26 protein-coding genes, 1 tRNA gene and 1 riboswitch are annotated in these 25,026 nt (G+C 74.0%); of the genes, 10 read left to right on the forward strand and 17 right to left on the reverse strand.

From position 1 onward, the window contains the following. Positions 1 to 88: 88 nt before the first annotated feature. The 7 genes from ACZ4VF_RS02730 to ACZ4VF_RS02760 all read right to left on the reverse strand — a co-directional run bounded on the left by ACZ4VF_RS02730 (position 89) and on the right by ACZ4VF_RS02760 (position 5,535). On the reverse strand, positions 89 to 1,036 hold the full coding sequence (locus tag ACZ4VF_RS02730) for a GNAT family N-acetyltransferase (RefSeq protein WP_467922707.1): 948 nt from the start codon (positions 1,034 to 1,036) through the stop codon (positions 89 to 91). Continuing rightward, positions 1,036 to 2,055 carry an ABC transporter substrate-binding protein gene (locus ACZ4VF_RS02735; protein ID WP_467922709.1) on the reverse strand — a complete coding sequence of 340 codons (1,020 nt, stop codon included), beginning with the start codon at positions 2,053 to 2,055 and terminating at the stop codon, positions 1,036 to 1,038. The genes ACZ4VF_RS02730 and ACZ4VF_RS02735 overlap by 1 nt, the downstream gene beginning before the upstream one ends. A gap of 68 nt (positions 2,056 to 2,123) precedes the next feature. After that, entirely contained in the window at positions 2,124 to 2,915 is a 792-nt protein-coding gene (locus tag ACZ4VF_RS02740) for an amino acid ABC transporter ATP-binding protein (protein WP_467922710.1), read from the reverse strand. Further along, positions 2,912 to 3,898 carry an amino acid ABC transporter permease gene (locus ACZ4VF_RS02745; protein ID WP_467922712.1) on the reverse strand — a complete coding sequence of 329 codons (987 nt, stop codon included), beginning with the start codon at positions 3,896 to 3,898 and terminating at the stop codon, positions 2,912 to 2,914. Before ACZ4VF_RS02745 ends, ACZ4VF_RS02740 begins: the two co-directional genes overlap by 4 nt. 173 nt (positions 3,899 to 4,071) lie before the next feature. Then, complete coding sequence (locus ACZ4VF_RS02750) at positions 4,072 to 4,221, reverse strand: hypothetical protein (protein WP_467922713.1); 150 nt, start codon at positions 4,219 to 4,221, stop codon at positions 4,072 to 4,074. 33 nt (positions 4,222 to 4,254) lie between these two features. Continuing rightward, a riboswitch (SAM riboswitch) is annotated at positions 4,255 to 4,364 on the reverse strand. 78 nt (positions 4,365 to 4,442) lie between these two features. Beyond that, entirely contained in the window at positions 4,443 to 5,333 is an 891-nt protein-coding gene (locus ACZ4VF_RS02755) for a glutathione S-transferase C-terminal domain-containing protein (RefSeq protein WP_467922715.1), read from the reverse strand. Between the two features lie 79 nt (positions 5,334 to 5,412). Next, on the reverse strand, positions 5,413 to 5,535 hold the full coding sequence (locus ACZ4VF_RS02760) for a putative leader peptide (RefSeq protein WP_256464654.1): 123 nt from the start codon (positions 5,533 to 5,535) through the stop codon (positions 5,413 to 5,415). A 174-nt stretch (positions 5,536 to 5,709) separates the two neighbouring features. On the opposite strand from ACZ4VF_RS02760, the gene ACZ4VF_RS02765 reads away from it, so the two are divergent. The 7 genes from ACZ4VF_RS02765 to ACZ4VF_RS02795 all read left to right on the forward strand — a co-directional run bounded on the left by ACZ4VF_RS02765 (position 5,710) and on the right by ACZ4VF_RS02795 (position 13,012). Continuing rightward, positions 5,710 to 6,870, forward strand: coding sequence for an NAD(P)/FAD-dependent oxidoreductase (locus tag ACZ4VF_RS02765; protein ID WP_467922716.1), 1,161 nt, complete (start codon positions 5,710 to 5,712; stop codon positions 6,868 to 6,870). After that, entirely contained in the window at positions 6,867 to 7,169 is a 303-nt protein-coding gene (locus ACZ4VF_RS02770; RefSeq protein WP_467922718.1) for a (2Fe-2S)-binding protein, read from the forward strand. The genes ACZ4VF_RS02765 and ACZ4VF_RS02770 overlap by 4 nt, the downstream gene beginning before the upstream one ends. Further along, on the forward strand, positions 7,162 to 8,556 hold the full coding sequence (locus ACZ4VF_RS02775; RefSeq protein WP_467922720.1) for an FAD-dependent oxidoreductase: 1,395 nt from the start codon (positions 7,162 to 7,164) through the stop codon (positions 8,554 to 8,556). Before ACZ4VF_RS02770 ends, ACZ4VF_RS02775 begins: the two co-directional genes overlap by 8 nt. A gap of 153 nt (positions 8,557 to 8,709) precedes the next feature. Next, entirely contained in the window at positions 8,710 to 9,606 is an 897-nt protein-coding gene (locus tag ACZ4VF_RS02780) for a dihydrodipicolinate synthase family protein (RefSeq protein WP_467922721.1), read from the forward strand. Positions 9,607 to 9,618: 12 nt separating this feature from the next. After that, entirely contained in the window at positions 9,619 to 10,620 is a 1,002-nt protein-coding gene (locus tag ACZ4VF_RS02785; RefSeq protein ID WP_467922722.1) for a proline racemase family protein, read from the forward strand. 33 nt (positions 10,621 to 10,653) lie between these two features. Beyond that, complete coding sequence (locus tag ACZ4VF_RS02790; RefSeq protein WP_467922723.1) at positions 10,654 to 11,352, forward strand: GntR family transcriptional regulator; 699 nt, start codon at positions 10,654 to 10,656, stop codon at positions 11,350 to 11,352. 199 nt (positions 11,353 to 11,551) lie between these two features. Further along, a complete protein-coding gene (locus ACZ4VF_RS02795; protein WP_467923751.1) occupies positions 11,552 to 13,012 on the forward strand; it encodes an amino acid permease in 1,461 nt (486 codons plus the stop codon). Here the strand turns inward: ACZ4VF_RS02795 and ACZ4VF_RS02800 are convergent. From ACZ4VF_RS02800 to ACZ4VF_RS02820, 5 genes are all read right to left on the reverse strand, one after another. Beyond that, positions 13,003 to 14,217: a sensor histidine kinase gene (locus ACZ4VF_RS02800; protein ID WP_467922724.1), complete on the reverse strand. Its 1,215-nt coding sequence runs from the start codon at positions 14,215 to 14,217 to the stop codon at positions 13,003 to 13,005. The two genes, ACZ4VF_RS02795 and ACZ4VF_RS02800, sit on opposite strands and share 10 nt — an antisense overlap. A 37-nt stretch (positions 14,218 to 14,254) precedes the next feature. After that, positions 14,255 to 16,021: a sodium/solute symporter gene (locus tag ACZ4VF_RS02805; RefSeq protein ID WP_467922726.1), complete on the reverse strand. Its 1,767-nt coding sequence runs from the start codon at positions 16,019 to 16,021 to the stop codon at positions 14,255 to 14,257. A 52-nt stretch (positions 16,022 to 16,073) separates the two neighbouring features. Beyond that, complete coding sequence (locus tag ACZ4VF_RS02810; protein WP_467922727.1) at positions 16,074 to 16,313, reverse strand: hypothetical protein; 240 nt, start codon at positions 16,311 to 16,313, stop codon at positions 16,074 to 16,076. Positions 16,314 to 16,639: 326 nt separating this feature from the next. Next, positions 16,640 to 16,713: transfer RNA gene (locus tag ACZ4VF_RS02815), tRNA-Pro, on the reverse strand. Positions 16,714 to 17,140: 427 nt separating this feature from the next. Then, the gene (locus ACZ4VF_RS02820; protein ID WP_467922729.1) at positions 17,141 to 17,656 is read right to left on the reverse strand and encodes a hypothetical protein; all 516 of its coding nucleotides are present in this window, start codon (positions 17,654 to 17,656) and stop codon (positions 17,141 to 17,143) included. 190 nt (positions 17,657 to 17,846) lie between these two features. Here ACZ4VF_RS02820 and ACZ4VF_RS02825 point away from each other — a divergent pair, with 190 nt between their 5' ends. Beyond that, positions 17,847 to 18,191 (forward strand): cupin domain-containing protein, encoded by a 345-nt coding sequence (locus ACZ4VF_RS02825; RefSeq protein WP_467922730.1) that lies wholly within the window; start codon positions 17,847 to 17,849, stop codon positions 18,189 to 18,191. On the opposite strand, the gene ACZ4VF_RS02830 is transcribed toward ACZ4VF_RS02825, so the two are convergent. Beyond that, positions 18,181 to 19,188 (reverse strand): LacI family DNA-binding transcriptional regulator, encoded by a 1,008-nt coding sequence (locus ACZ4VF_RS02830; RefSeq protein ID WP_467922731.1) that lies wholly within the window; start codon positions 19,186 to 19,188, stop codon positions 18,181 to 18,183. The genes ACZ4VF_RS02825 and ACZ4VF_RS02830 overlap by 11 nt on opposite strands. Before the next feature lie 135 nt (positions 19,189 to 19,323). Between ACZ4VF_RS02830 and ACZ4VF_RS02835 the strand changes: the two genes are divergently transcribed. Continuing rightward, positions 19,324 to 20,484 (forward strand): Gfo/Idh/MocA family protein, encoded by a 1,161-nt coding sequence (locus ACZ4VF_RS02835; RefSeq protein WP_467922732.1) that lies wholly within the window; start codon positions 19,324 to 19,326, stop codon positions 20,482 to 20,484. On the opposite strand, the gene ACZ4VF_RS02840 is transcribed toward ACZ4VF_RS02835, so the two are convergent. Beyond that, positions 20,465 to 21,496: a LacI family DNA-binding transcriptional regulator gene (locus ACZ4VF_RS02840; protein ID WP_467922733.1), complete on the reverse strand. Its 1,032-nt coding sequence runs from the start codon at positions 21,494 to 21,496 to the stop codon at positions 20,465 to 20,467. The two genes, ACZ4VF_RS02835 and ACZ4VF_RS02840, sit on opposite strands and share 20 nt — an antisense overlap. A 245-nt stretch (positions 21,497 to 21,741) precedes the next feature. On the opposite strand from ACZ4VF_RS02840, the gene ACZ4VF_RS02845 reads away from it, so the two are divergent. Then, positions 21,742 to 22,746, forward strand: a complete 1,005-nt coding sequence (locus tag ACZ4VF_RS02845; protein ID WP_467922735.1) for a Gfo/Idh/MocA family protein — start codon at positions 21,742 to 21,744, stop codon at positions 22,744 to 22,746. A 115-nt stretch (positions 22,747 to 22,861) separates the two neighbouring features. Here the strand turns inward: ACZ4VF_RS02845 and ACZ4VF_RS02850 are convergent, their stop codons facing one another. The 3 genes from ACZ4VF_RS02850 to ACZ4VF_RS02860 form a co-directional block, all read right to left on the reverse strand. Continuing rightward, entirely contained in the window at positions 22,862 to 23,056 is a 195-nt protein-coding gene (locus ACZ4VF_RS02850) for a hypothetical protein (RefSeq protein ID WP_467922737.1), read from the reverse strand. A 158-nt stretch (positions 23,057 to 23,214) separates the two neighbouring features. Then, a complete protein-coding gene (locus tag ACZ4VF_RS02855) occupies positions 23,215 to 24,117 on the reverse strand; it encodes a sugar phosphate isomerase/epimerase family protein (RefSeq protein WP_467922738.1) in 903 nt (300 codons plus the stop codon). 2 nt (positions 24,118 to 24,119) lie between these two features. Next, on the reverse strand, positions 24,120 to 25,025 hold the full coding sequence (locus tag ACZ4VF_RS02860; RefSeq protein ID WP_467922740.1) for an ATP-binding cassette domain-containing protein: 906 nt from the start codon (positions 25,023 to 25,025) through the stop codon (positions 24,120 to 24,122). Position 25,026 lies beyond the last annotated feature (1 nt).

Here is a 25,026-nt window from a genome sequence, read left to right on the forward strand (position 1 = left end):
CGACGGCGGCCGGGACGGGCGGCGTCGGCCACGGGCGGGCGCGGCAGCAGGAGGAGACCCGGGCCGGGGGAAGAGGGCCGGGGTGAGGTCAGGGGCGACAGAGCGCGGCGGACACGCGCTGGAGGTCTATGTGCGGCCGGGAGTGCAGACGGACGGAGCGGTACGCGGGCACGGGGCGCGGCGGGCGTGCCCGCCGGGGCGCTCGGGTCACGGCCGTCACCTCCCTGCGTCGGACACGGCGGGCCGGGCCGGCGGCCGCCTGCCGGATCTCGTGTCGGATGCCTTCGTGACGTTCAACGCCCGGCCGGCGCCGCTTGTTCCCGGACTGCGGCACCTGCACGATGCGGGAACGGCGGCGCGGGGTGAACCCGATCGACTCGTAGAGCCGGACGGCGGACGTGTTGTCGGCGGCGGCGTGCGGGAACGGGGTGTGCCCGCGCTCCCGGATCCCCGCCGCGACCGCGCGCACCAGCCGGGTCGCCGGCCCCCGGCCGCGATACGCGGGGTCGGTGCACACCGCGCTGATCTCGGTCCAGCCGGGCAGCCGCAGTCTTTCCCCCGCCACGGCGACGAGCCCGCCGTGGTGCCTGGGGCCGAGGTAGGTGCCCATCTCGGCGGTCCGTCGCGGGAACGGCCCGGGCCGGGTGCGGGCGGCCAGGCCGAGGAACCCGGGGACGTCCCCGGGCCCCGGGCGCACCGCCTCCGGGGCCGGTTCGGCGCGCAGCGCGGTGTCGACGAGCTGGACGCCCTCGCCGTCGCCGAGCGTCTCCCACCCGTCGGGGACCCGCCCGACCGGCTTGCCCCGTACGGTGGTTCCCGGTCCGACGAGCGTGCGCAGGTCGTCCCGGGCCGCGGGGTCGGCCGGGTCGGCGACAGCCGCGAAGGCGCAGGTCCTCGGCCGGTAGCGGGCCGCGCGCCCGAACCGCTGCGCGAGGTGGGCGTGCGGGCCGTCGAGGGCGGCCCGGACGGCGTTGCCGAGGGCGGGGGCGTCGGGCGGGAAGGGACCTGCGCCGACGCCGGGCACGTGATCGCGCATCAGGAGTTGTCCAGCGGCAGCCCGGGCGGGTTGACCTCCGACTTCGGCAGGGACTCGTTGGAGAGGTTGTAGGCGGCCAGCAGCTTGCCGTACTGCCCGTGCTCGACCAGGTAGTTGATGGCCTCGGCGACCGGCTCGGCCAGGTGGCTGTCCTTCTTGGCGGTGGCCGCGATCAGGCCCTGGAGCGTGGCGCCGGCGCCGGAGAAGGTGCCCGCGTTGCGGGTCGGCTGGGAGGACTTGGCGGTCTGCCGGACGCGGTAGGAGATCGTGGGGTTGGGGCCGAAGTAGGCGTCGATCTTGCCGCTCCTGAGGGCCAGGTTGATGGAGTTCTGGTCCGGGAAGTACTTGACGGTGAGCTTCTTGCCCTCCTTGGCGAGTCTCGCCTTCCACTCCAGCAGGATCTTCTCCTGGTTGGTGCCGGCGCCCACGCTGACCGTCTTGCCGGCGAGGTTCTGGTACCGGCCGTCGAAGTTCCAGGGGTTCTTCTTCAGCACCTCGAAGGCCAGGTTGTCCTTGCGGTAGGAGGCGAACTCGTACTTCTTCTTGCGCTCCTCGGTGACGGTGACGTTGGAGAAGGCGACGTCGACCTTCCCGCTGTCGATGCCGACGAAGAGGTTCTCCCAGGTGGAGTTCCTGACCTCGGGCTGGAGACCGAGGACCGCGGCCACCAGGCGGCCGAGGTCGGGCTCGGAGCCGGTGAGGGTCTTCTGGTCGCTGCCCAGGAAGGTCAGCGGCGCGGATCCCGAGGGCAGGGCGCCGACGCCGATGACGAGCTTGCCCCTGCTGCGGACGGAGTCGGGCAGGTGAGCGCTGATGGACTTCACTTCGGAGACCTTCAGCGCGGTCTGCGTGGCGGCTCCGTTGGACAGCCGCCCCACGGTCACCGTGCCCGCGGAGTCGGTCGTGGCGGCGGCCTCGCTGTCACCACCGCAGGCGGTGAGCGCGCCGGCGAGGGAGAAGGCAGCGGTGGCCGCGGTGAGGCCGCGCAGGAGGCCGCGTCGGGAGAGGTGGCTGGGCATGGCTGTCCTTGTCGTTCGCGGAGTGGTTGTGGTGGCGGGTCCGGGTTCGCGTCGCGAGCCGGTGAGGGTCAGAGCACCTTGCCGAGGAAGTCCCGGGTCCGCTGGTGCCGCGGGTGGTCGAGCACCTGGCCGGGCGGGCCCTGTTCGACGATCCGGCCGCCGTCGATGAAGACGATCCGGTCGGCGACCTCGCGGGCGAAGCCGATCTCGTGGGTGACGATGACGAGGGTGGTGCCGCTGGTCGCCAGGTCCTTGATGACGGCCAGCACCTCGCCGACGAGTTCCGGGTCGAGTGCCGAGGTCGGTTCGTCGAAGAGGATGATCCCGGGCCGCAGGGCGAGGGCGCGGGCGATGGCGACACGCTGCTGCTGGCCGCCGGACAACTGCCGGGGATAGGCGCCGGCCTTGTCGCCGAGCCCCACGCGGTCGAGCAGTTCGCGGGCCAGCGCCACGGCCGCCGCCTTGGTCAGCCGGCCCGTGGCGACGGGGGCGGCGGCGACGTTGTCGAGGACGGTCAGGTGCGGGAAGAGGTTGAAGTTCTGGAAGACGAAGCCGATCCGGCCGCGCTGGGCGAGGATGGCGCGCTCGCTGAGTTCCTTCAGCCGGTCCCCGTGGCGCTTCACCCCGATCAGCTCGCCGCCGACGCTGACGTGACCGATCTCGGGCTTCTCCAGGTGGTTGATCACCCTGAGCAGCGTCGACTTGCCGGAACCGGAGGGCCCCAGGACCACCGTGACCTCGCCGGGGCGGACGGTCAGGTCGATGCCGTCGAGGACGCGGTGGGCGCCGTACCACTTGTGGACGCCGTGCACTTCCAGCGCGGCGGGGGCGGTCTCCGGAAGGGTCGGTGCGGTGGTCATACGGCGGCCTCCCTGCGCAGCCGGTCCCGCAGCGAGGCCAGGCCGGCCCGCGCCTTCTGCAGGGGTGTGGGGGGCAGGGTGCGGGTGGCGCCCCGGGCGTGGTACCGCTCGACGTGGAACTGGACGACGGACACGGCGCTGGTGAGGATCAGGTACCAGACGGTGGCGACCAGCAGCAGCGGCACGACGTCACCGGGGTAGGTGCTGCTCATCGACTGGACGGTGCCGAAGATGTCGAGCAGGGACACGTAGAAGACGAGGGACGTGCTCTTGACGAGTCCGATCAGCTGGTTGACGTAGTTCGGGGTGATGGACCGCAGGGCCTGCGGGAAGACGATCCGGCGGAACTGGTAGCCCTTGGGCAGGCCGAGCGCGGCGGCCGCCTCGTGCTGTCCCTGGTCGACGGAGAGGATGCCGCCGCGCACCACCTCTGCGGCGTACGCCGCCTCGTTGAGGCTGAGACCGATGACGGCGATCGTCATGTCGGTGGCCAGTTTCGACTCGTCGAAGGTGACGAAGGCGGGGCCGAAGGGCACACCGAGGCTCAACGTCTTGTACAGGGCACTGAAGTTGTAGAGGAAGATCAGCACCACGATCAGCGGCACGGAGCGGAACAGCCAGGTGTACGTCCAGCTGACCGCGCGCAGCACCGGGCTGCCGGAGAGCCGGCCGAGGGCCAGCAGGATCCCGCCGAGGAGTCCGAGGACGGCGCTGAGCGCGGTGACTTCCAGGGTGACGAGGAGGCCGTCGAGGACGGTGGGGCGCACGAACCAGTAGCGGAAGCGGTCCCACTGGTAGAAGGGGTTGGTGACCAGCCCGTGCAGGATCTGCGCGACGAGCACCAGGACGACGGCGGTGACGATCCACCGGCCGGGCCGACGCAGCGGCAGGACCCGCTGGGCGGCAAGGGGTTTCGACGGGGTGTCGGTCGGTGTCGGCGGCGCCTCGGCCAGCGAGACGGCGGCGCCCGGCGGTTCACTCATGGCAGGCTCCGGCGGAGTCGGACACCCCCGGGTGCCGCGCACGGGCGGGCGTGGGCCACGACGGCACTACGGCACGAGGCGGCGCACGGACAGGCACGGGACCGGGGGCTGGGCGGACAGCGGCACGCCTCGGGGACGGCGTGCGGCGGGAGTGCGGGGGCTGGGAGGAGAGGTCAGCCCTGACAACGGGCGGAGCCCGGTGCGGTACACAGTGCGCTGTTCACGCGGAGCAGGTCGACGGCGCGGTCGGCGACGAGGAGACCGTCGTACGACGGTACGCAGCCCTGGGGGCGGCTCGCGGCCGTCCGGGGAGCTGCGTACATGGCGTCACCTGTCACTGTTCCGGGCCCCGGGGGGCCTCGCGCTTACCGAAACGTCATCCGGTCCGGTCGTCACCTGGGGCACCCCACCGCGGCGCGAGGGTTGCCGGTCAGCGAGCCAGGGCTTGGCGCTGACGCTCATGACCGTTCTTGAGCCGTAAGTAAGGCAGTTGCCCGTTCGATTGTCAACGGCCGTCCGCCCACCGGACATCGGCGGCCCGCTCTCACCTGCGGGAAGCGTCCGGGGCTTCCGCGGCGTGGGCCGCCCAGTCCAGGATCTGGACAGCTGCTCCGGCGGCTTCCAGGCCCTGGCAGCGGCCGTGGTGGCGGCGGGCGATGCCGTCGAGGTCGAGCCGGCGGCCGAACGCGGGGTGCGCGGCCAGCCGGCGGGCGTAGGCCCACAGGGCGCGGTGGCCGGCGATGCGGTGCACGGCGGAGGCGTCGAGATGGCAGCGGTGGACGGTGTCGAGCTGCACGAGGGTCACCCACAGTTCGATGTCGGCGGCGGTGAGCCGGTCGTCGACGAGGTACGACTCCCCGTCCAGCCGCCGCTCCAGCCGGCCCAGGGTGTCGAGCAGCACGTCGAGGGCGGCGGCCCGCTCCGCCGGGTCGGCACCGGCCCGTCCCGCGCGCTGCGCGGCCTCCTCGATGCCCTCGGCGCACATCCGCTCGACGGCCTCGATCACGGACTCCAGCCCGGAGGGGTACAGGCGGGCACCGCCGCCCGGACGGAACCGGTCCAGGTCGCGCAGGATGTCGGGCGTATGGGTGCTGACGATGCGTCCGGACCAGTCGTCGCTGAGCACGGGCCCGAGCGCCGGTCCGGTGTGGTGGTGGGCGCTCGCCTCGTACAGCGGGCGCAGCACCGAGTGACCGGCGTCGGGACAGTCCGGGACGGCGGGCAGGAGGGTGACCGGACAGACGGTGTCCAGATCGAGCAGGCGGTGGCCGACGGCGAGGCGCAGCCCGTCGGGACAGGCGGTGGACAGATGGAGCCGGTAGCGGTGCGGCACGGCGTAGTGGCCGCTGCGCGCGTCCCGGCCGATCCGGCCCCGGAAGGCGGGGGCGGTACGAGGGGCGGCGGACGGCACGGCGGCGAGCGGAGCGATGGACATGCGTCTCCCCGGAGGTGGGTGTGCGGACGGACGCGCCGGCGCGGAGGGGGGCCGGTCGGTGGCGGTGGGGGCGGCCGGGTCAGCGGTGGCGGCTGATCGCGCTGCAGACGCGCTGCAGGTCGATGTGACGGCGGGAGGTCAACAGGGGGGCGCGCAACGGCGTCCGGCCCGTGCGGCCGGTGCCCGTCGCGAGGCGCGTCATGATTCCCTACCTGTTCACTAGGATTCCCTCCCTGGAGTGTCGATCCGGGGTGGTACGACGTCAAGAGGGTGTCCACGCCCGGTACTCGGGCTCGGCCGTGACACGGGCCGGCCGAGGGCTCCGGCTCGGCGCGGGGGACTCCTCAGACACGGGAACATGTGACATAGTACTGGCGTGACGAAGCGACTGACCTGCGATGTCGTGGTCGTCGGGGCCGGAATGGTGGGCGCCGCCTGCGCCTGGTACGCCGTGCGCGCCGGACTCGACGTGCGCCTCGTGGACCGGGGCCCGGTGTCGGGCGGCACCACCGGCGCCGGCGAGGGCAACCTCCTCGTCTCCGACAAGGGACCGGGCCCGGAACTCGCACTCGCCCTGCTGTCCGCCCGGTTGTGGGCCGAGCTGGCGCGGGAGCACGGCACCGCGATCGAGTACGAACCCAAGGGCGGCCTCGTGGTCGCCTCCACTCCCCCGGCCCTGGACGCCCTGCGGGACTTCGCGGCGGGCCAGCGCGAGGCCGGCGTCACCGCCGTACCCGTGGACGGCGGAGGGCTCGCCGAGCTGGAACCGCACGTGGCGCCGGGCATGGCGGGTGGCGTGCACTATCCGCAGGACGCCCAGGTCATGCCGGCGCTCGCCGCCGCCCACCTGGCCCGCGCCTCCGGTGCCGCCCTGCACACCGGGCAGGCCGTGACCGGGGTGCTGCGGACGGCGGGCGGCACGGTGTACGGCGTCCGCACCGACCGGGGCGAGATCCACGCACCGGCGGTGGTGAACGCGGCCGGCACCTGGGGCGGCGACCTCGCCGCGCTCGCCAGCGTCCGGCTGCCCGTCCTGCCGCGGCGCGGCTTCGTGCTGGTCACCGAGCCACTGCCGCGAATGATCCGGCACAAGGTGTACGCCGCGGACTACGTCGCCGACGTGGCCAGCGACTCGGCCGGCCTGCGCAGTTCGCCGGTGGTGGAGGGCACGCCCGCCGGCCCGGTGCTGATCGGCGCCACACGGGAGCGGGTGGGCTTCGACCGCTCGCTGTCGCTGGACGCGGTTCGGGCGCTCGCGGCCGGGGCGGTCGGACTGTTCCCGTTCCTGGAGCGGGTCCGCGCGCTGCGGACGTACGCGGGCTTCCGGCCGTACCTGCCCGACCACCTGCCGGCGATCGGGCCCGACCCGCGGGCGCCCGGCCTGTTCCACGCCTGCGGGCACGAGGGCGCCGGCATCGGACTCGCCCCCGGCACCGGACAGTCGATCGCGCGGGTGCTCACCGGGAAGGCGCCCGAGCTGGATCTCACGCCGTTCCGTCCGGAGCGGTTCGACACCGAGGGAGGCGACGTCCGGTGAATCCGCTGAAGCTGACCCGCGCCCGCCCGCGCGAGGCCTGCACCGTCACCTTCGACGGCCGGCCCCTGTCCGCGCTGCCGGGCCAGACGGTCGCGGCGGCGCTGTGGGCGGCGGGCGTGACGGCCTGGCGCAGGACGCGCGGCACCGGCGAGCCGCGCGGTGTGTTCTGCGGGATCGGGGTGTGCTTCGACTGTCTGGTGACCGTCAACGGCCGTCCGAACCAGCGGGCCTGCCTGGTGCCGGTGCGCCCGGGAGACGTGATCCGCACACAGGAGGGGACGGGCCCCGGCGATGACTGAACCACCGCGACTCACCGTCGTCGGCGCGGGCCCCGCGGGTCTCGCCGGGGCGCTGGCGGCAGCGGCACGAGGTGTCCGCGTGACCCTGGTCGACGCGGCCGAGCAGGCCGGCGGGCAGTTCTACCGGCAGCCCGCCCCGGCCCTCGGCGCACGTCGGCCGGGGGCCCTGCACCACCAGTGGCGCACCTGGGAGCGGCTGCGGGACGCGCTGGCCCGGCACCGCGCGGCCGGCCGGATCACCCACCTGACCGACCACCACGTGTGGTGCGTGGAGCGGCGGTCGGACTCCGGGCCGGTCACCGTGCACGCCCTGCGCGGCCCGGCGCAGCAGGAGGGCGTCACCGTCCGGGCCGACGCCGTGCTGCTCGCCACCGGCGGGTACGAGCGGGTGCTGCCGTTCCCCGGCTGGACACTGCCCGGGGTCGTCACGGCGGGCGGCGCGCAGGCCATGCTCAAGGGCGGCCTGGTGCTGCCCGGCCGGAGGGTGGTGGTGGCCGGGACCGGGCCGCTGCTGCTGCCGGTGGCCACCGGGCTCGCCGCGGCCGGCGCCCGGGTCGCCGCGCTGGTCGAGTCCGCCGATCCGGCCGCGTTGCCGCGCCGGGCGCCCGCCCTGGCCGCACAGCCCGGCAAACTCGCCGAGGGCGCGGGGTACGCGGCCCGGCTGCTCCGGCACGGCGTGCGCACCCTGACCCGGCACACCGTCGTCGCGGCGCACGGCACCGGCCGGCTGGAGGCGGTGACGGTGGCCGCGCTCGACCGGGACGGCCGGCTCCGGCCCGGCAGCGCCCGGCGCATTCCCTGCGACACCCTCGCCGTCGGCCACGGCATGCTGCCGCACACCGACCTCGCCGAGACCCTCGGCTGCACCCTGTCCGGCACCTCCGTACGGGTCGACGCCGAGCAGCGCACCGACGTGCCCGGTGTCTGGGCCGCCGGGGAGGCCACCGGCGTGGGCGGCGCGGCGCTGGCGCTCGCCGAGGGGCACATCGCCGGGAGCTCGGCCGCCGCCCGGCTGCACGGCACAGTCCCCGACCCGCGCCACTGGGCCGCCGCCGACCGGGCCAGGACCCGGCTGCGGGCGTTCGCCACGGCCCTGGACGAGGTGTACGCGCCGCCGGCCGGCTGGGCGGACCGGATCCCGGACGCCACGGTGGTGTGCCGCTGCGAGGAGGTCACCGCCGGACGGGTGCGGGAGGCCGGTGAGCTCGGCGCCGGGGACCTGCGCACGGTGAAGCTGCTCACCCGGGCCGGGATGGGCTGGTGCCAGGGCCGGATGTGCGGGCCCGCGGTGGCGGGCCTGGCCGGCTGCCCGCTCACCGCCGGACGCCGGCCGTTCGCCCGGCCGGTACCGCTGGGCGTCCTGGCCGCCCTGCCGGAGAGGGAGTGAGACCGGCACCGCCCGGACGACCCGCACCAGCACGCCCTGCGACTCACACCAGCACGCCCACGGCTCGGACCCGGCTCGGACCGGCACCCGAACGGCTCGGGGTCCGGCACCCCACTCAGTACTATGTCACACGCCACGAATGAGGGAACATCCATGACCATGGCACAGCACCGTCCCTGGCGCGGCATCCTCGTCGCCACCGCCCTCCCCCTGCGCGCCGACCTCTCGGTCGACCACGACCGCTACGCCGAGCACTGCGCCTGGCTCGTGGCGAACGGCTGCGACGGCGTCGTACCGAACGGCTCGCTCGGCGAGTACCAGGTGCTCACCCCGCAGGAGCGGACCCGGGTGGTGGAGACGGCCGTGGCCGCGGTCGGCGGCGAGCGGGTGATGCCGGGGGTCGCCGCCTACGGCTCGGCCGAGGCCCGCCGCTGGGCCGAGCAGGCGGCCGAGGCCGGGTGCGGGGCGGTGATGCTGCTGCCGCCCAACGCCTACCGCGCCGACGAGCGGTCGGTGCTCGCGCACTACGCGGAGGTCGCGAAGGCGGGCCTGCCCGTGGTGGCGTACAACAACCCGATCGACACCAAGGTCGACCTGGTGCCCGAACTCCTCGCCCGGCTGCACGGCGAGGGGCTCGTGCAGGCCGTCAAGGAGTTCTCCGGAGACGTCCGCCGCGCCTACCGCATCGCCGAACTCGCGCCCGAGCTGGACCTGCTGATCGGCGCCGACGACGTGCTGCTGGAGCTGGCGGTGTCCGGCGCCAAGGGCTGGGTGGCCGGCTATCCGAACGCGCTCCCGCGGGCCTCGGTGGAGCTGTACCGCGCCGCGCTGGCCGGCGACCTCACCACCGCGCTCCCCCTGTACCGGCAGCTGCACCCGCTGCTGCGCTGGGACTCGAAGGTGGAGTTCGTGCAGGCGATCAAGCTCTCCATGGACGTCGTCGGGCGGTACGGCGGCCCGGTGCGCCCGCCGCGGGTGCCGCTGCTGCCCGAACAGGAGGCCGCGGTCCGCGCGGCCACCGAGAAGGCCGTCGCCGCGGGCCTCGCGTAAGGGAGCCGGACCATGCGCAGCACACTCGTCCTGCACGCCGTCGACTCGCACACCGAGGGCATGCCGACCCGGGTGATCACCGGCGGGATCGGCACCATCCCGGGCGCGACCATGAACGAACGGCGGCTGTGGTTCCGTGAACACCGCGACGGCGTCAAGCGGTTGCTGATGAACGAGCCGCGCGGCCACTCCGCCATGAGCGGCGCGATCCTGCAGCCGCCCACCCGCCCCGACTGCGACTGGGGCGTGGTCTACATCGAGGTCTCCGGTTATCTGCCGATGTGCGGGCACGGCACGATCGGGGTGGCCACCGTGCTGGTCGAGACCGGGATGGTGGAGGTCACCGAGCCGGTCACCGTCATCCGGCTGGACACCCCGGCGGGGCTCGTGGTCGCCGAGGTCGCGGTGGAGGACGGCGCCGCACGCGGCGTGACGCTGCGCAACGTCCCCTCGTTCGCGGCCGGCCTGGACCGCGAGGTCACCCTGCCCGACGGCCGTACCGTCACCTACGACCTGGCCTACGGCGGCAACTTCTACGCGATCCTGCCGCTCGACACCTTCGGGCTGCCCTTCGACCGGGCCCGCAAGGACGACATCCTGGCGGCCGGACTGTCCCTGATGGAGGCCGTCAACGAGCAGGCGGAGCCGGTGCACCCGGAGGACCCGTCCATCCGCGGCTGCCACCACGTCCACCTGTACGCGCCCGGTGCCACGGCCCGGCACTCCCGGCACGCCATGGTCATCCACCCCGGCTGGTTCGACCGCTCCCCGTGCGGCACCGGCACCAGTGCGCGGATGGCACAGCTGCACGCGCGCGGTGAACTGCCGCTGCACACCGAGTTCGTGAACGAGTCGTTCATCGGCACCCGGTTCACCGGCCGGCTGCTGGGGACGGCGGAGGTCGCCGGGGTGCCGGCCGTGCTGCCCAGCTTCACCGGGCGCGCGTGGATCACGGGCACCGCGCAGTACCTGCTGGACCCGACCGACCCGTTCCCGGAGGGCTTCGTGCTCTAGGGGGTCCTCTAGACTCACCCGGTGATGCGTGACATGGCACAGAATACGGCTCAGGGCGCGCGGGACGCGGAGCTGCCCGCCCTCCCCCGGCTGGGCGGCCGGCGGAGCAGCTACCGCGAGCGGGTCGCGGACGCGCTGCGCGCCGCGCTGATCGCGGGCGAGCTGCGGCCGGGCGAGGTGTACTCGGCGCCCTCGCTCGCCACCCGGTTCGGCGTCTCGGCGACACCCGTGCGGGAGGCGATGCTCGACCTGGCCAAGGAGGGGCTGGTCGACACCGTGCCCAACAAGGGCTTCCGGGTCACCGTCGTCTCCGACCGGCAGCTGGACGAGTACACGCACGTCCGGGCGCTGATCGAGATCCCCACCGTGGTGGAGCTGGCCCGCACCGCCGACCGCGTCTCCCTGGAGGCGCTGCGCCCGGCGGCCCGGGAGATCGTCGCCGCCGCGGCGGCGGGCGACCTGATCGGCTACGTCGAGGCCGACACCCGCTTCCACCTGGGGCTGCTCGCCCTGGCCGGCAACGCCCACCTGGTCGAGGTCGTCGCCGACCTGCGCAAACGCTCCCGCCTCTACGGCCTGACCGCACTGGTGGAGGCGGGGCGGCTGCTGGCCTCCGCCGAGGAGCACCTGGAGCTGCTGGACGCGCTGCTGGAGCGCGACGAGAAGGCCGTGCACGCGGTCATGACCCGGCACCTGGGACATGTGCGCAGCCTCTGGGCGGCACCGGACTGACCGCGGCCGGCCCCCGGAGCGCCCCGCGGGAGGCGCCGGACATCTGGCGGCGCGGGGGCCGTGCCACGACGCTTTTTCCGTGATCAAGCGGCCCGCACAGAACAACAAACGGCGATTTTGAGCCACATCGGTGCATCCCCGACCATGGGCCCGTCCCGGCGATCCCGGGAACGTCAGTTCCATGAGAGGCGCACCACCGATGCACAGCACCGGAACCGTCCCGCAGTCGGCTCCGGCCCCCACGGGGGTCCCCGCCACGTCCCCCGATCTCCCCGCCGAGGACCGGCACGGCGACACCGGCAGGCATGCCCGCCGGTTCGGCCTGCCCGTCGCCACCGCGCTGGTCATGGGCAACATCATCGGCGGCGGCATCTTCCTGCTCCCCGCCTCCATCGCCCCGTACGGCACGGTCAGCCTGGTCGCCTTCGGCGTGCTGACCGTCGGTGCCATCGCACTCGCCCTGGTCTTCGGCCGGCTCGCGGCGCGCGACCCGCGCACCGGCGGACCCTACGTCTACGCCCGCGAGGCGTTCGGCGACTTCGCGGGCTTCCTCGCCGCCTGGTCGTACTGGATCACCACGTGGGTGTCGAACGCCGCGCTCGCCGTGGCCGCCGTCGGCTACCTCGACGTCCTGATCCCGGTGAACGGGCACCGCTGGACCGCCTGCCTGGCCGCGCTGGCCCTGCAGTGGCTGCCCGCGCTCGCCAACTTCGCGGGCACCCGGTACGTCGGCGCCGTCCAGCTGGTGTCGACGGTGCTGAAGTTCGTACCGCTGCTGCTCGTGGCGGTCGGCGGGCTGTTCTTCTTCGACCCCGACCGGCTGGGGCCGTTCAACACCAGCGGCCAGGGTGCGGTCGGCGCGGTGTCCGCCTCCGCCGCCCTGCTGCTCTTCTCCTACCTGGGGGTGGAGTCCGCCGCCGTCAGCGCGGGCGAGGTCAGGAACGCCCGCCGCAACGTGGGGCGTGCCACCGTGATCGGCACCGCGGGTGCCGCGCTCGTCTACCTGCTCGGCACGCTGTCCGTGTTCGGCACGGTCGCGCACGACCGTCTGGTGACCTCCACCGCGCCGTTCTCGGACGCCGTGAACGCGATGTTCGGCGGCAGCTGGGGCGGTACGGCGGTGGCGCTCGCCGCCCTGGTGTCGATGACCGGCTGCCTCAACGGCTGGACCCTGCTGAGCGCGCAGACGCCGTACGCGGCGGCCCGTGACGGCCTGTTCCCGAGCGCGTTCGCACGCCGGCGCCGTGGCGTGCCCACGGTCGGTGTCGGCGTGACGGTCGTGCTCGCCTCCCTGCTCACCGTCTACAACTACGCCTCCGGCTCGGGCAAGGTCTTCGAGATCCTCGTCCTGGTGACCACGTTCACCGCGACGGTCCCCTACCTGCTGGCCACCGCGGCGCAGATCTTCCACCTGGTCTCCGGCCGCGGCGGGACGGTGGACCGGGCACGGCTGGTCCGGGACTCGGTGGTCACCGCGGTCGCCGCCGCCTTCTCCGTCTGGCTGATGGCGGGCGCGGGCTACGCGGCGGTGTACCAGGGCGTGCTGTTCCTGTTCGTCGGCATCATCGTCTACGCGGTGATGGCGGCACGGCGGCAGCGGAGGCAGGCCCAGGACGGCGGGGCCGGGCTCCCGTCGGGCGGGACCGCCGGTCACCCGTGAGCGGCTCGGTGACGTGAGGACCGCGGTGCTGCCCCGCGGTACTTGGGGACGCGCATCGTGATCTTCATTCCGGCACCGACACCGGTCTCGATGACCAGTCCGTGCTCGTCGCCGTAGACCTGGCGCAGCCGCTCGTCCACGTTGCGCAGCCCGATGCCGGCCGAGGGGCTGCCCTCGCCGCGCAGGATGCGGCGCAGCCGGTCCGGTTCCACGCCGACCCCGTTGTCCTCGATGACGATCCGGGCCGTCGCGCCCTCGTCCTGCGCGGTGATGGCGATGCGGCTGCGCTCGACGCTCTCCTCCAGCCCGTGCTTGACCGCGTTCTCCACCAGGGGCTGGAGGCAGAGGAAGGGCACCGCCACGGGCAGCACCTCGGGGGCGATCTGCAGGGTGACCCGCAGCCGCTGTCCGAACCGGGCGCGGACCAGCTCGAGGAACTGCTCGACGGAGCGCAACTCCTCGGCCAGCGTGGTGAACTCACCGTGCCGGCGGAAGGAGTAGCGGGTGAAGTCGGCGAACTCCAGCAGGAGCTCCCGGGCCCGTTCGGGGTCGGTCCGCACGAACGAGGCGATCGCCGCCAGCGAGTTGTAGACGAAGTGCGGTGAGATCTGCGCGCGCAGCGCCCGGATCTCCGCCTCGATCAGCCCCGTGCGGGTCCGGTCGAGTTCGGCGAGTTCGAGCTGTACGGAGACCCAGCGCGCCACCTCCTCGGTGGCCCGGCCCACGGACTCCGATTCCCCGGTGCTCAGCACGACGAGCGCGCCGAGCACCCGCCCGTCGACGGTGAGCGGGGCGACGGCACCCCGGCGTACCGGGCAGGCCGGGTCCGGGCAGCCGACGGTGAAGGTCTGGGCGCGGCCGGTGTCCAGCACCTGGCGGACCCGCTCCAGGGCCGTGTCCGCGTGGTGCCGGCCCGGTCCGTCCCAGGCCAGCAGCCGGTCCTCGGCGGTGAGGCCGAGCGCGGCCGTGGCGAACAGCGGCCGGAGCCGTCGTACCGCCTTGCGGGCCGCGTCCTCGGTGAGTCCGGCGCGCAGCGGGGGCGCGGCCATGGACGCGGTGTGCAGGGTGTGGAAGGTGGCGCGTTGCACGGGGGTGCCGTGGTCCGTGCCGTCCGGGTCGGCCCTGCGGGCCAGGAGTCGGCCGGCGCCGAGACCGGCGGCGAATAGCACGGGGGCCCCGGCGGCGAGGAGGACGAGCCCGTTCACGCGGGGGTCCCGGCGTCGGCGGGCCGGCGGCGGATCGTCATGGGGCGGTCACTCCTCGGCGAGCGGCGGGCACGTCGTGGCCGGCGGGACGTTCGGGCAGGTGGAGGCGGGCCATGACGGCCTCGGTGCCGGCCGGGATCCGGTCCCGGGTGGCGAGCGAGACAAGGATCATGGTCAGGAAGCCGAGCGGTACCGACCACACGGCCGGCCAGGCGAGCAGGGTGTGCGCCCAGCCGTCGGACAGAGGACCGGTCAGGGGTCCGGCGATGGTCAGGGCGACCGCGGTGAGGGCGCTGCCGCCGCCGGTGAGCAGTCCCGCGATGGCGCCCGGCGGGGTGAGGCCGCGCCACCAGATGCCGAGGAGCAGAAGCGGGCAGAAGGAGGAGGCGGCCACCGCGAAGGCGAGTCCCACGGCGTTGGCCACGGGGAGTTTGCCGGCGGCCACGCTCACCGTGGCGGGTACGGCGACCGCCAGGAGCGTCGCCGGCCGGAAGCGGTGCACGCCGAGCGAGGGCAGCACGTCCTGGCTGAGCACGCCGGCGACGGACAGGGTGAGCCCGGAGGCGGTGGACAGGAAGGCGGCACAGGCGCCGGCGGCGACGAGGGCGCCGAGCAGGTCGCCGCCGAGGCCACCGACGAGACGTTCGGGCAGGACGAGCACGGCGGCGTCGGTGGTGCCGGTGAGCAGCAGGTCGGGGGCGTAGATCCGGCCGAGCAGGCCGTACAGGGGCGGCAGCAGGTAGAAGCCGCCGACCAGGGCGAGCACGATGACGGTGGTGCGCCGGGCGGTGCGGCCGTCGGGGTTGGTGTAGAAACGGACGAGGACGTGCGGCAGCCCCATGGTGCCGAGGAAGGTGGCGAAGATCAGCCCGTACGTCGCGTAGAGCGGATGACCGTCCCGGCCGCCCGGCAGCGGCGCCGCCCAGCCGGAGGCCCCGTCCCGCCGCCCGTCCCCGCTCTCGCGCTCGGGCACGGGTGTGCCGGGCGCGAACCGGAGCGTCGTCCCGCCCCGCACCTCGTGCACGCCGGCGTCCAGCACCAGGCGGCCGTCGTCGTACCCCCGCCCGTCCACGGCACCGGTCACGACGGCCGGCAGCGGCGCCGCGATCCGGATCCGGACGGTGGTCTCGACGGTGACCTGCGTGTGCCGGCGGAAGGTGGGCGGCTCGTCGAGGGCGCCGGCGGGCCGCGGGTCGCCGTGCCAGGCGAGGACCAGGAAGACGGCGGGCACCAGGAGCGCGGTCAGTTTCAGGCAGTACTGGAAGGCCTGGACGAAGGTGATGCCGCGCATGCCGCCGGCGGTCACGGCCAGGGTGACGACGACGGCGACGAGGACCCCGCCGAACCAGTGCGGTGCGCCGGTGACCAGTCCGAGGGTGAGGCCCGCGCCCTGGAGCTGGGGCAGCAGGTACAGCCAGCCGACACCGACGACGAGCGCTCCGGCCACGCGCCGGGCGGCGCGGGACTCCAGCCGTGAGTCGGCGAAGTCGGGCAGCGTGTAGGCCCCGGAGCGGCGCAGCGGGGCGGCGACGAAGACCAGCAGGACGAGATGGCCGGCGGCGTAGCCGACGGGGAACCAGAGCATCTCGACGCCCTGGGCGGCGACGAGCCCCGCGATGCCGAGGAACGAGGCCGCGGAGAGGTACTCGCCGCTGATGGCCATGGCGTTGAGGTACGGCGGGACGGTACGGGAGGCGACGTAGAAGTCGGAGGTGGTGCGGGAGATGCGCAGTCCCGTCGCACCGATCACCAGGGTCGCGACGACCGCCGCCGACACGGCCACGATGCCGTACGCCTGGTTCACCCGGCCGCCCCGGACGCGCGGCCGGACCGGTCACGCCGGACGCCGGTCACCGTCAGGCTCCTTCGGTGCGGTCCGCGGCGGCCCGTTCGTTGCGTTCGGCGCGTACGACGTACCACCGGCCGATGACGACGAGGGCGGGATAGGCGGCGACACCGAGGACGGCCCACACGATCAGCGCGCTGCCCGGCGAGTCCGCCGGGTCGGGCAAGGCGGTGAAGGCGAGGGGCAGCAGCCCGAGCAGGGCGACGAGCACACCGAAGGCCGTGAGGGCGAGGCGGAGTTGACGTCGCATCAGAAGCCGCAGAGTGAGGGGGTCCACAGCGGAACCGGGCCCCGTACTCCCTGCCCGGACCACACGGCCGCCGCGCGGGACCCCCGTGACCACTTCACGCCGAGGAGTCCCAGGTGCACCCATGCCGCGTCCTCCGACCGCGATGATCACACTTCGCAGTGGAGTGTACGCACCCCCCGGCCAAAGCAACAGCTCCTGTGCCGACGCCCGCCGGCCCCACCCGTCAGGGATTCCGTGGGGATGTGGGGCCCCGGGGAACGACCAAGGGTCCTGCCTCACCACGGTGAGGCAGGACCCTTGTCTGCGACCTCGGAGCGTCGCTCCCGTCGGGACGACAGGATTTGAACCTGCGACCCCTTGACCCCCAGTCAAGTGCGCTACCAAGCTGCGCCACGTCCCGTCGCGGTCTCACGCGTAGTTCCGCGTGATCGCGCAGGTCAACACTACCGCACCCGGGCGGGTGCCCGTGTCGGGGCCGGTACGGGGGCCGTCGTGGCGGGGGCGCGGCGGACCGGGACCAGGAGGGCGGCGCCGGACGCGGCGCTCGGCCGCTCCGTCGGGACGCTGCCGACGACGCGGTCGGCGTCGAGGCGAATGCGAAGGCGAAGGCGAAGGCGAAGGCGATGCCGGAGGGACCGGCCGCGACGGGCGTCTGCCCCTGCGCGTCATGCCACGGCGTGAGGAGTCCGCAGGCCGGCGCGCCGAGGGCGGCACCCGGGGTGGGCAGCGTCTTGGCGCCGGCGCGCGGCTCCGGAACGACGCCCGGCGCGACCCGGCCCCGCCGATCGCCCCGGACGGGCTCCGCACCGCCCGCCGAGTGCGTCCGGCTACTTGATCAACGCGTTCGCCACGACCACGACCAGCCCCAGCAGCGCGTCCCCCAGTCCCACGAGGACGGCGACCGGCCAGCTCCGTGCCGACCAGCGGGCGGTGACCAGGCCGAGCCCGAAGAGGATGACGATGTTGAGGACGAAGGCGGCGTACTCGACACCCTTGGCCGGCCACCACCCCCAGCGCGCGCCCGCGAGCAGGAAGACCGTGGGCAGCACGGCCGTGACGAGCGGCCACTCGTTGCGCATCGCGAGCAGGGCGTCCCCGCGGCGGTGCGGGGTGCGCTCGGCGATGTAGTGGGCGTAGCCGTGGGCGAGGGCGGAGGCGCACGCGGTCACCAGCACCCAGGCGGCGTCGTAGCCGCGGACCTCGGCGGAGGTGTGCCCGTACTGCGTGAGCGCCGCGACCATCGAGCTGGCGAGGACGGCGCCGTACACCCCGCCGAAGAGGACGATCTCGCGGGTGTCGTGCTGCCGGGGCGGTGCGGTACCGGCCGCCGTGGAGTCAGCCATCTCCCCACGATCACCCGCGCCCCGCGCCCCCGCCACTCCGCCCGTTCCCCTCGCCGCGCACCCCGCCGCGCACCCGGCCGCTCCGGGCGGTCCCGCCTCGTCCCGCCCGACGAAGTGTCCTCCCACCACGCCCGACGCCCCACACACTGTCCACGGCGGCACGCCCCGCACGCCCACTAGGGTCGGCCCCATGACGCACAGCTTCGCGCTCCACATCCCCGACGCCGACCTCGAACCCGAGCCCCTGGACCCGGGGCAGATCGTCTCCGGGAGCCCGGAGGTGACCGGGAAGGTGGTCTGGGAGTCGGCGGACGGCCGGCAGGTCCGCGGGATCTGGCAGATCACCCCGGGCGTGGTCACCGACACGGAGGCGGACGAACTCTTCGTGGTGATCAGCGGCTCGGCGACGATCGAGGTGGCGGACGGACCGACGCTGACGGTGGGACCCGGCGACATGGCCGTGCTCCGCGCGGGCGACCGTACGACGTGGACCGTGCACGAGACACTGCGCAAGGCCTACGCCGTCAACCTCTGAGGCCGTCCCCGGGCGGCCCCGTCGTCCCCCGGATCTCCAGGGCCGGCACCGCCAGCTGCACCCGCCCCTGGCCCGCCGGCGCGTCGAAGCGGTCCAGCAGGCAGCGGGCGGCGCGTCGGCCCATCTCGTGCGGCGAGGTGTCGACGGTGGTCAGCCAGACGTGCCGGAGCCGGGAGATGCCGGTGTTGTCGTACCCGGTCACCGACAGGTCCCGGGGCACCCGCAGCCCCAGCTCCCCGGCCGCCGACAGCGCCCCCACCGCGGCCATGTCGTTGACGGCGAGCAGCGCGGTGGGCCGCTCGGGGCGGCTGAGCAGGCGTACGGTCCCGCGGTAGCCGCCCTCCTCGGTCAGGTCGCCGGGCTCGACCAGCGGTCGGGCGCCGTGCGCCCGCATCGCCGCCTCGTAGCCCCGCCGGCGCAGTGCGCCGACGGCGCCGTGGCCGGCGAGGTGCGCGATCCGGCGGTGGCCGAGCCCGAGGAGGTGCTCGGTGGCGAGCCGGGCACCGCGTTCGTCGTCACCGGCGACGACGTCCACCTCCGGCGGCTGCTCCTCGCGCGCGCCCGCCACCACCACCGGCATCCGCCGCGCGAGCGCGCCGAGCGCACCCGCGTCCGGGACCGTGCCGACGACCACCAGGCCGTCGACGCCCAGGTCCAGGAAGGGTTCGGCGAGGTCGTGGCCCATCCGGCGGTTCAGCCGGGCGTCGGCCAGCAGCATGTGCAGACCGGCCGCGCGCAGCGGGGCGTTGAGCCCGTCGAGCAGTTCCACGAACCAGGGGTTGCGCAGGTCGTCCAGGAGGACGCCGACCGTGCGGGTGCGCTGCTCGCTGAGGCTGCGGGCGGCCGCGTTCGGCCGGTAGCCCAGCTCGCGCACGGCCCGCAGGACGGCCTCCCGCTTCTCGGGCCGCACCGGGCCGGACCCGCGCAGCACCAGGGACACGAGCGACTTGGACACGCCGGCGCGTTCCGCCACGTCACGGATGGTCGGCGGTCTCACGGCAGGAACCTCACGGCATGGACCGTTCCACGCGACGTGCCGGGCTGTCAAAGGGTTGACACCCAGGCCATGTCCGAACAAAGGTGGCCCCTGAGCGAGATGGACCGGTCCAAACAGGCCAGAGAGAGGGCTGTCATGGTGGATGCGCTCGGTGTCGCCGTCATCGGTTTCGGCTGGATGGGCCGGGTCCACACCCAGGCCTACGCCCGCCTCCCGCACCACTACCCGAAGCTCCCGCTGCGACCCCGGCTGGTGTCGGTCGCCGAGGAGGTGCCCGGGCGGGCGGAGGAGGCCGCCGAGCGGTTCGGGTTCGCCTCGGCGACCCGCGACTGGCGCGAGGTGGCCGCCGACCCGCGCGTCCGGGCCGTGAGCGTCACCGCGCCGAACTTCCTGCACCGGGAGATCGGCGTGGCGATGGCCGAAGCCGGCAAGCACCTGTGGATCGAGAAGCCGGTGGGCCTGACCGCCGGGGACGCCCGCGCGGTCGCCGACGCCGTCGCCGAGGCCGGCGTCCAGGGGACGGTCGGCTTCAACTACCGCAACGCGCCCGCCGTGGAGGCCGCCCGTGAGCTGATCTCCTCCGGCGAGATCGGCACCGTCACCCACGTGCGCATCCGCCTCTTCAGCGACTACGCCGCCCATCCGGAGTCCGCCCTGACCTGGCGGTACGAGCGTGAGCGCGGCGGCAGCGGGGTGCTCGGCGACCTCGCCTCGCACGGCACCGACCTGGCCCGTTTCCTGCTCGGCGACATCGCCTCGCTCACCGCCGACACGGCGGTCTTCGTCCCGGAACGCGCCCGCCCGGGCGGTGCCACGGCCGGTCACACCCTCGCCTCCGGCGGCGAGCCGGGGCCGGTCGAGAACGAGGACTACGTCGGCTGTCTGTTCCGCTTCGCCTCCGGCGCCCGCGGCGTCCTGGAGGCCTGCCGGGTCTCGGTCGGCGAACAGAACGCCTACGGCTTCGAGGTGCACGGCACCCGGGGCGCGGTGTTCTGGGACTTCCGCCGGATGAACGAGCTCAGGGTGAGCCGGGGCACGACGTACCAGGACCAGCCGGTGAGCACGGTGTACGTCGGCCCCGGCGCCGGCGAGTTCGCCGCGTTCCAGCCGGGCGCGGCCAACGCGATGGGCTACGACGACCTCAAGGTGATCGAGGCCTACCGTTTCGTCCGCTCCATCGCCGAGGGCACGCCCCACGGCACCACCCTGGCGGACGCGGTGCGGGCCGCCACCGTGCTCGACGCGATGGCGGAGTCGGCGGCGAGCGGCCGGTGGGTCAGCCTGCCGGGGTCGTAGGCAGGTTGTACGGCGTGACCACCTGGATCGCGGACGGCAGGACCGGTCCGGCCGGCGGCAGGGCACCGTGGAAGCGCATCACCTCGTGGCAGGCCTCGCGCAGATCGTGCCGCAGGTCGTGGTGGAGCACGGCGGACAGGCGGTGTTCGCGCAGCAGGCGGGTGTTGTCGTGGTCCAGGTCGTGCGCGACGTACACCGCGCAGTCGCGGCCGAGGTCGGCGAAGGCCCGGAGGGTGGCGTTGTTGCCGCCGCCGATGGAGTACACCGCGCGGATCTCCGGGTCGCGCCGGAGGGCGGCGCGGACCAGGTCGTACTGCGTGGCGTCCAGGCCCTGCCCCTCGGCGATCTCCACCAGCGCGCGGTGCGGGTGCCGTACCCGCATCACGCTGCGGAATCCCATCTCGCGCTCCTCCTCGTTGCGGAAGAAGCCGCTGCTGAGGCTGGTGAGGACGTTGCCGGGCCGGTCGCCGAGCCACTGGCCCATCAGGTAGGCGGCGGTCGCGCCGGCCGCCCGGTTGTCGATGCCGACGTAGCCGACGCGTCCGCTCGCGGGCAGGTCGGTGACGAGGGTGACGACCGGGACGCCGGCGGCGGCGAGCCGGCCCACGGCCGCGGTGACCTCCGGCACGTCCGGCGCCTTGAGGATCACGCCCTGCGATCCGCGCCGGGCGATCCGGTCCAGCGTGCCGGCCAGTTCCCGCACCGGGCCGGTCTCGCGGAAGTGGAAGCGGGAGCGGACGACGGCCGGGTGCAGGGCCGGAAGTTCGGCCTCCAGGGCGGCGCGGACCGCGGTGGTGAACCGCTCGGGCGCCTGCGCCACGATGTCGACCATGAAGGTGCGGCCGACCAGCCGGACCTGGGTGCGCTGGCGGTCGAGGTCGGCGATGGCCCGGTGCACCTCGCGCGCGGTGCTCTCCCGCACTCCTCCCCTGCCGTTCAGCACCCGGTCCACGGTGGCCTCGCTGAGACCGGCCTGACGTGCGATCTCCCGGATCGGGAACGGGTGGCCCATGGACGGGCTCCTCTGCTGCGTGAGGGGTTTTTGATGGCTCGCTGCTGGTTGTTCGAGGGGTTTGTACTGACAAGAATGGCAGGGCCGCGCCGTCCCCCTGGCCGAAAGCGCTCCGGTGGGCCCACGGACGGCGACTGAACGCCGGGGCAGCCGAGGCCGGTCATGGGACGTCCACTGGACGACAGGCGGCCCGGTCGCCCGGCGGCCCCGACCACAACTGCGCACCCACCCAGGAGCAGCACCGCATGCGTATCGGAATCCTCGGCCTCGGCCGTATCGGCGCCTTCCACGCCGAGACCCTCTACGGCCTCGACGCCGTCGAGTCGCTCGTCGTCGCCGACCCGTTCGCGGACGCGGCCGAGGCCGCCGCCGAGCGGTTCGGGGCCGAGGTCGCGGACTCGCCGCAGGCCCTGCTCGCGGCCGGCGTGGACGGCGTCGTCGTCGCGGCGGCCACCGACGCCCACCCCGCCCTGATCCTGGCCGGTGTCGAGGCCGGCGTCCCGGTCTTCTGCGAGAAGCCCGTCGCCAGGACGATGCGCGAGGGCGTCGAGGTCCTCAAGGCCGTCCAGGGCAGCGACGTGCCGATCCAGATCGGCTTCAACCGGCGGTTCGACGCGGGCTTCGCCGCCGCGCGGGCCGCCGTACAGGCCGGCGAGCTCGGCACGCTGCACACCGTCCGGTCCACGACCCTGGACCCGGCGCCGCCGCCGGCCGCGTACGTCGCCGCGTCCGGCGGCATCTTCCGCGACTGCTCGGTGCACGACTTCGACATCATCCGCTGGGTGACGGGCCGTGAGGTCGCCGAGGTGTACGCGGTGGGCGGCAACCGGGGCGCCGACCACATCAGGGCGGCGGGCGACGCGGACACCACCGGGGCCCTCCTGACCCTGGACGACGGCACCATCGCGGTGGTGTCCAACTCCCGGCACAACGGGCGTGGTTACGACGTCCGCATGGAACTGCACGGCTTCGCCGACTCCATCGCCGTGGGCCTGGACGACAAACTGCCGCTGCGCTCGGTCGAGCCCGGTGTGAGCTTCCCGCCCGGCCCCCCGCACGACTTCTTCATGGACCGTTTCGCGGACGCCTACCGCGCCGAACTGACCGCGTTCACGGAGGTCGTGGCCGGCACCCGGCTCTCCCCGTGCACCGTCGAGGACGCCCTGGAGGCCGGCTGGATCGCCGAGGCCTGCACGTTGTCCCTGCGCGAGCACCGCCCGGTGACACCGGCGGAGGTCCGGCAGGGCTGAGCCGGGACGACGGCGCCGGGCGGGTGCCCGGCGCCATCCGTGTGCCGGCCGGCCGTGGTCCGCCCGCCGAACGGCCCTGGTGCGCCTTCCGGTCGGCCGCGGGTGGGCGCCCCGGTCAGCCGCAGTACCGGATCAGCCACTCGTCCGGGTTGTAGGTGTCCCGCGCCGGGTCCGGCGCCGTCGCCGGCCTCGTCTCCACCGTGTCCTCGGGGCGTATCCGCTCGGGCAGCGCGCCGAAGCGGTCGCGGCGCAGGGCCGCGGCGTCGGCGGGCTCCTGGGGGGTGCTGCGAGCTTCCGTACGGTGTGTCATCTCGTCCTCCCGTCTGCGCGGGCGTTCCCCGTTGTCTGTCAGAACGCCCGCGTGCCCCCGTTGGTTCCCGGCCACCCGGTGCCCGAATCTTCAGGAACAGCGAAGGAACCGGGCCGCGGTCCTCACCGGGGCCCGGTTCCGTCCGGCCGGCCGGCGCCTCAGGCCCCGCAGGACCGCAGGAAGCGCCGGGTGCGTACGGCGATCGGCAGCGGCTTGTCCGGCTCGCAGGGGTACATGTCCTGCTCGACGATCGCGAACAGCTCCACGCCCAGCCGCTGCGCCGCCTGGAGCACCGGCCCGAGTTCCGGGACCCCGCCGGGCGGTTCGCACATCACCCCGCGCCGCACCGCGGGTCCGAACGGCACCCCGCCCGCGACGACGTCGGCGAGGATCTCCGGGTCGACCTGCTTGAGGTGCAGGTACCCGATGCGCTCGCCGTAGGTCTCGATCAGCTTGACGCTGTCCCCGCCGCAGTAGGCGTAGTGTCCGGTGTCCAGGCACAGGTTGACCAGCTCGGAGTCGGTCGAGTCCAGGAAGCGCTCGACGTGCTCCTCGGTGTCGATGTGGGTGTCGGCGTGCGGGTGCACCACGATCTCCAGGCCGTAGTTCTCCCTGACCTCGTGGCCGAGCCGTTCCATGCCCTTGGTCAGGAGCGCCCACTGCTCGGCGGTCAGCTCGGGCGGCTCCAGGATCTCGGCGGTCTTGTCGTCCCGCCAGAAGGAGGGGATCACCACCAGGTGCCCGGCGCCCATCGCCTGGGTGAGCGCGGCGACCTGGCTGACGTGTGCCCAGGTCTCCTCCCAGACGGCGGGGCCGCGGTGCATGCCGGTGAAGACCGTGCCCGCCGAGACCTTCAGGTTCCGCCTGGCCACCTCGTCGGCGAGGCGGGCGGGGTCGGTGGGCAGGTAGCCGTAGGGGCCCAGTTCGATCCAGTCGTAGCCGGCCTCGGCGACCTCGTCCAGGAAGCGTTCCCAGGGCACCTGCTGCGGGTCGTCGGGGAACCAGACGCCCCAGGAGTCGGGGGCGGATCCGACCCGGATGCGGTCGAGGGCGTGGGGCATGGTCAGGAGGTCCCTTCGGGGGTGGTCGCCACGGGTGCGGTGAGGTCGCCCTCCTCGGGCAGCTCCTCGGTGTCGACGCCGCGCACCTGGGCCAGTTCGTGCTTGAGCGCGGCGAGTTCGGCGCCGCCGGCCATGTGGTTGGTGAGTTCTTCGAGGCTGATCCCGCTGCGTTCGGCGCTCAGTTCCAGGGTGCCGAGGCGCAGGACGCTGAAGTGGTCGCCGACCATGTAGGCGTGGTGGGGGTTGTGGGTGATGAAGATGACGCCGAGGCCGCGGTCACGGGCGGCGGCGATGTACTTCAGGACCACGCCGGACTGCTTGACGCCGAGGGCGGCGGTCGGCTCGTCCAGGATGAGGACGCGGGCGCCGAAGTAGACGGCGCGGGCGATGGCCACGCACTGGCGCTGGCCGCCGGAGAGCGTGCCGATGGGCTGTTCCAGGTCGTCCAGGACGATGCCCATGTTGCGCAGTTCCCGGTCGGCGGTCTCCTTCATGCGGGCGATGTCGAGGCGGCGCAGCGGCCAGGGGCCCCTGGTCATCTCGGAGCCGAGGAAGAAGTTCCGCCACACCGGCATCAACGGGACGGTGGCGAGGTCCTGGTAGACGGTGGCGATGCCCCGGTCGAGGGCCTCGCGCGGGGTGGAGAAGCGCACCGGGGTGCCGTCGACGAGGAACTCGCCCTCGGTGTGCTGGTGCAGCCCGGAGATGATCTTGATGAGGGTGGACTTGCCGGCGCCGTTGTCGCCGAGCACGCAGGTGACCCGGCCGGCGTGGACCGTCAGGTCGACGCCGTGCAGGGCGCGGATGTTGCCGTAGGACTTGCCGGCGCCGCGCAGTTCGACGAGGGGGCCGCCGTCGGCGGGCGGGGAGTCCTTCAGGACGGTGCCGTGGGTGGTGTCGTCGGTCATC

This window comes from Streptomyces sp. NPDC029151 (genome assembly GCF_055564315.1).

Bases quoted from the DNA above. Each gene is read 5' to 3' on its own strand.
- ACZ4VF_RS02730 (WP_467922707.1), bottom strand. From the start codon at position 1,036: ATGCGCGATCACGTGCCCGGCGTCGGCGCAGGTCCCTTCCCGCCCGAC.
- ACZ4VF_RS02735 (WP_467922709.1), bottom strand. From the start codon at position 2,055: ATGCCCAGCCACCTCTCCCGACGCGGCCTCCTGCGCGGCCTCACCGCG.
- ACZ4VF_RS02740 (WP_467922710.1), bottom strand. From the start codon at position 2,915: ATGACCACCGCACCGACCCTTCCGGAGACCGCCCCCGCCGCGCTGGAA.
- ACZ4VF_RS02745 (WP_467922712.1), bottom strand. From the start codon at position 3,898: ATGAGTGAACCGCCGGGCGCCGCCGTCTCGCTGGCCGAGGCGCCGCCG.
- ACZ4VF_RS02750 (WP_467922713.1), bottom strand. From the start codon at position 4,221: ATGTACGCAGCTCCCCGGACGGCCGCGAGCCGCCCCCAGGGCTGCGTA.
- ACZ4VF_RS02755 (WP_467922715.1), bottom strand. From the start codon at position 5,333: ATGTCCATCGCTCCGCTCGCCGCCGTGCCGTCCGCCGCCCCTCGTACC.
- ACZ4VF_RS02760 (WP_256464654.1), bottom strand. From the start codon at position 5,535: ATGACGCGCCTCGCGACGGGCACCGGCCGCACGGGCCGGACGCCGTTG.
- ACZ4VF_RS02775 (WP_467922720.1), top strand. From the start codon at position 7,162: ATGACTGAACCACCGCGACTCACCGTCGTCGGCGCGGGCCCCGCGGGT.
- ACZ4VF_RS02780 (WP_467922721.1), top strand. From the start codon at position 8,710: ATGACCATGGCACAGCACCGTCCCTGGCGCGGCATCCTCGTCGCCACC.
- ACZ4VF_RS02785 (WP_467922722.1), top strand. From the start codon at position 9,619: ATGCGCAGCACACTCGTCCTGCACGCCGTCGACTCGCACACCGAGGGC.
- ACZ4VF_RS02790 (WP_467922723.1), top strand. From the start codon at position 10,654: ATGGCACAGAATACGGCTCAGGGCGCGCGGGACGCGGAGCTGCCCGCC.
- ACZ4VF_RS02795 (WP_467923751.1), top strand. From the start codon at position 11,552: ATGCACAGCACCGGAACCGTCCCGCAGTCGGCTCCGGCCCCCACGGGG.
- ACZ4VF_RS02810 (WP_467922727.1), bottom strand. From the start codon at position 16,313: ATGCGACGTCAACTCCGCCTCGCCCTCACGGCCTTCGGTGTGCTCGTC.
- ACZ4VF_RS02820 (WP_467922729.1), bottom strand. From the start codon at position 17,656: ATGGCTGACTCCACGGCGGCCGGTACCGCACCGCCCCGGCAGCACGAC.
- ACZ4VF_RS02825 (WP_467922730.1), top strand. From the start codon at position 17,847: ATGACGCACAGCTTCGCGCTCCACATCCCCGACGCCGACCTCGAACCC.
- ACZ4VF_RS02835 (WP_467922732.1), top strand. From the start codon at position 19,324: ATGGTGGATGCGCTCGGTGTCGCCGTCATCGGTTTCGGCTGGATGGGC.
- ACZ4VF_RS02840 (WP_467922733.1), bottom strand. From the start codon at position 21,496: ATGGGCCACCCGTTCCCGATCCGGGAGATCGCACGTCAGGCCGGTCTC.
- ACZ4VF_RS02845 (WP_467922735.1), top strand. From the start codon at position 21,742: ATGCGTATCGGAATCCTCGGCCTCGGCCGTATCGGCGCCTTCCACGCC.
- ACZ4VF_RS02850 (WP_467922737.1), bottom strand. From the start codon at position 23,056: ATGACACACCGTACGGAAGCTCGCAGCACCCCCCAGGAGCCCGCCGAC.
- ACZ4VF_RS02855 (WP_467922738.1), bottom strand. From the start codon at position 24,117: ATGCCCCACGCCCTCGACCGCATCCGGGTCGGATCCGCCCCCGACTCC.
- ACZ4VF_RS02860 (WP_467922740.1), bottom strand. From the start codon at position 25,025: ATGACCGACGACACCACCCACGGCACCGTCCTGAAGGACTCCCCGCCC.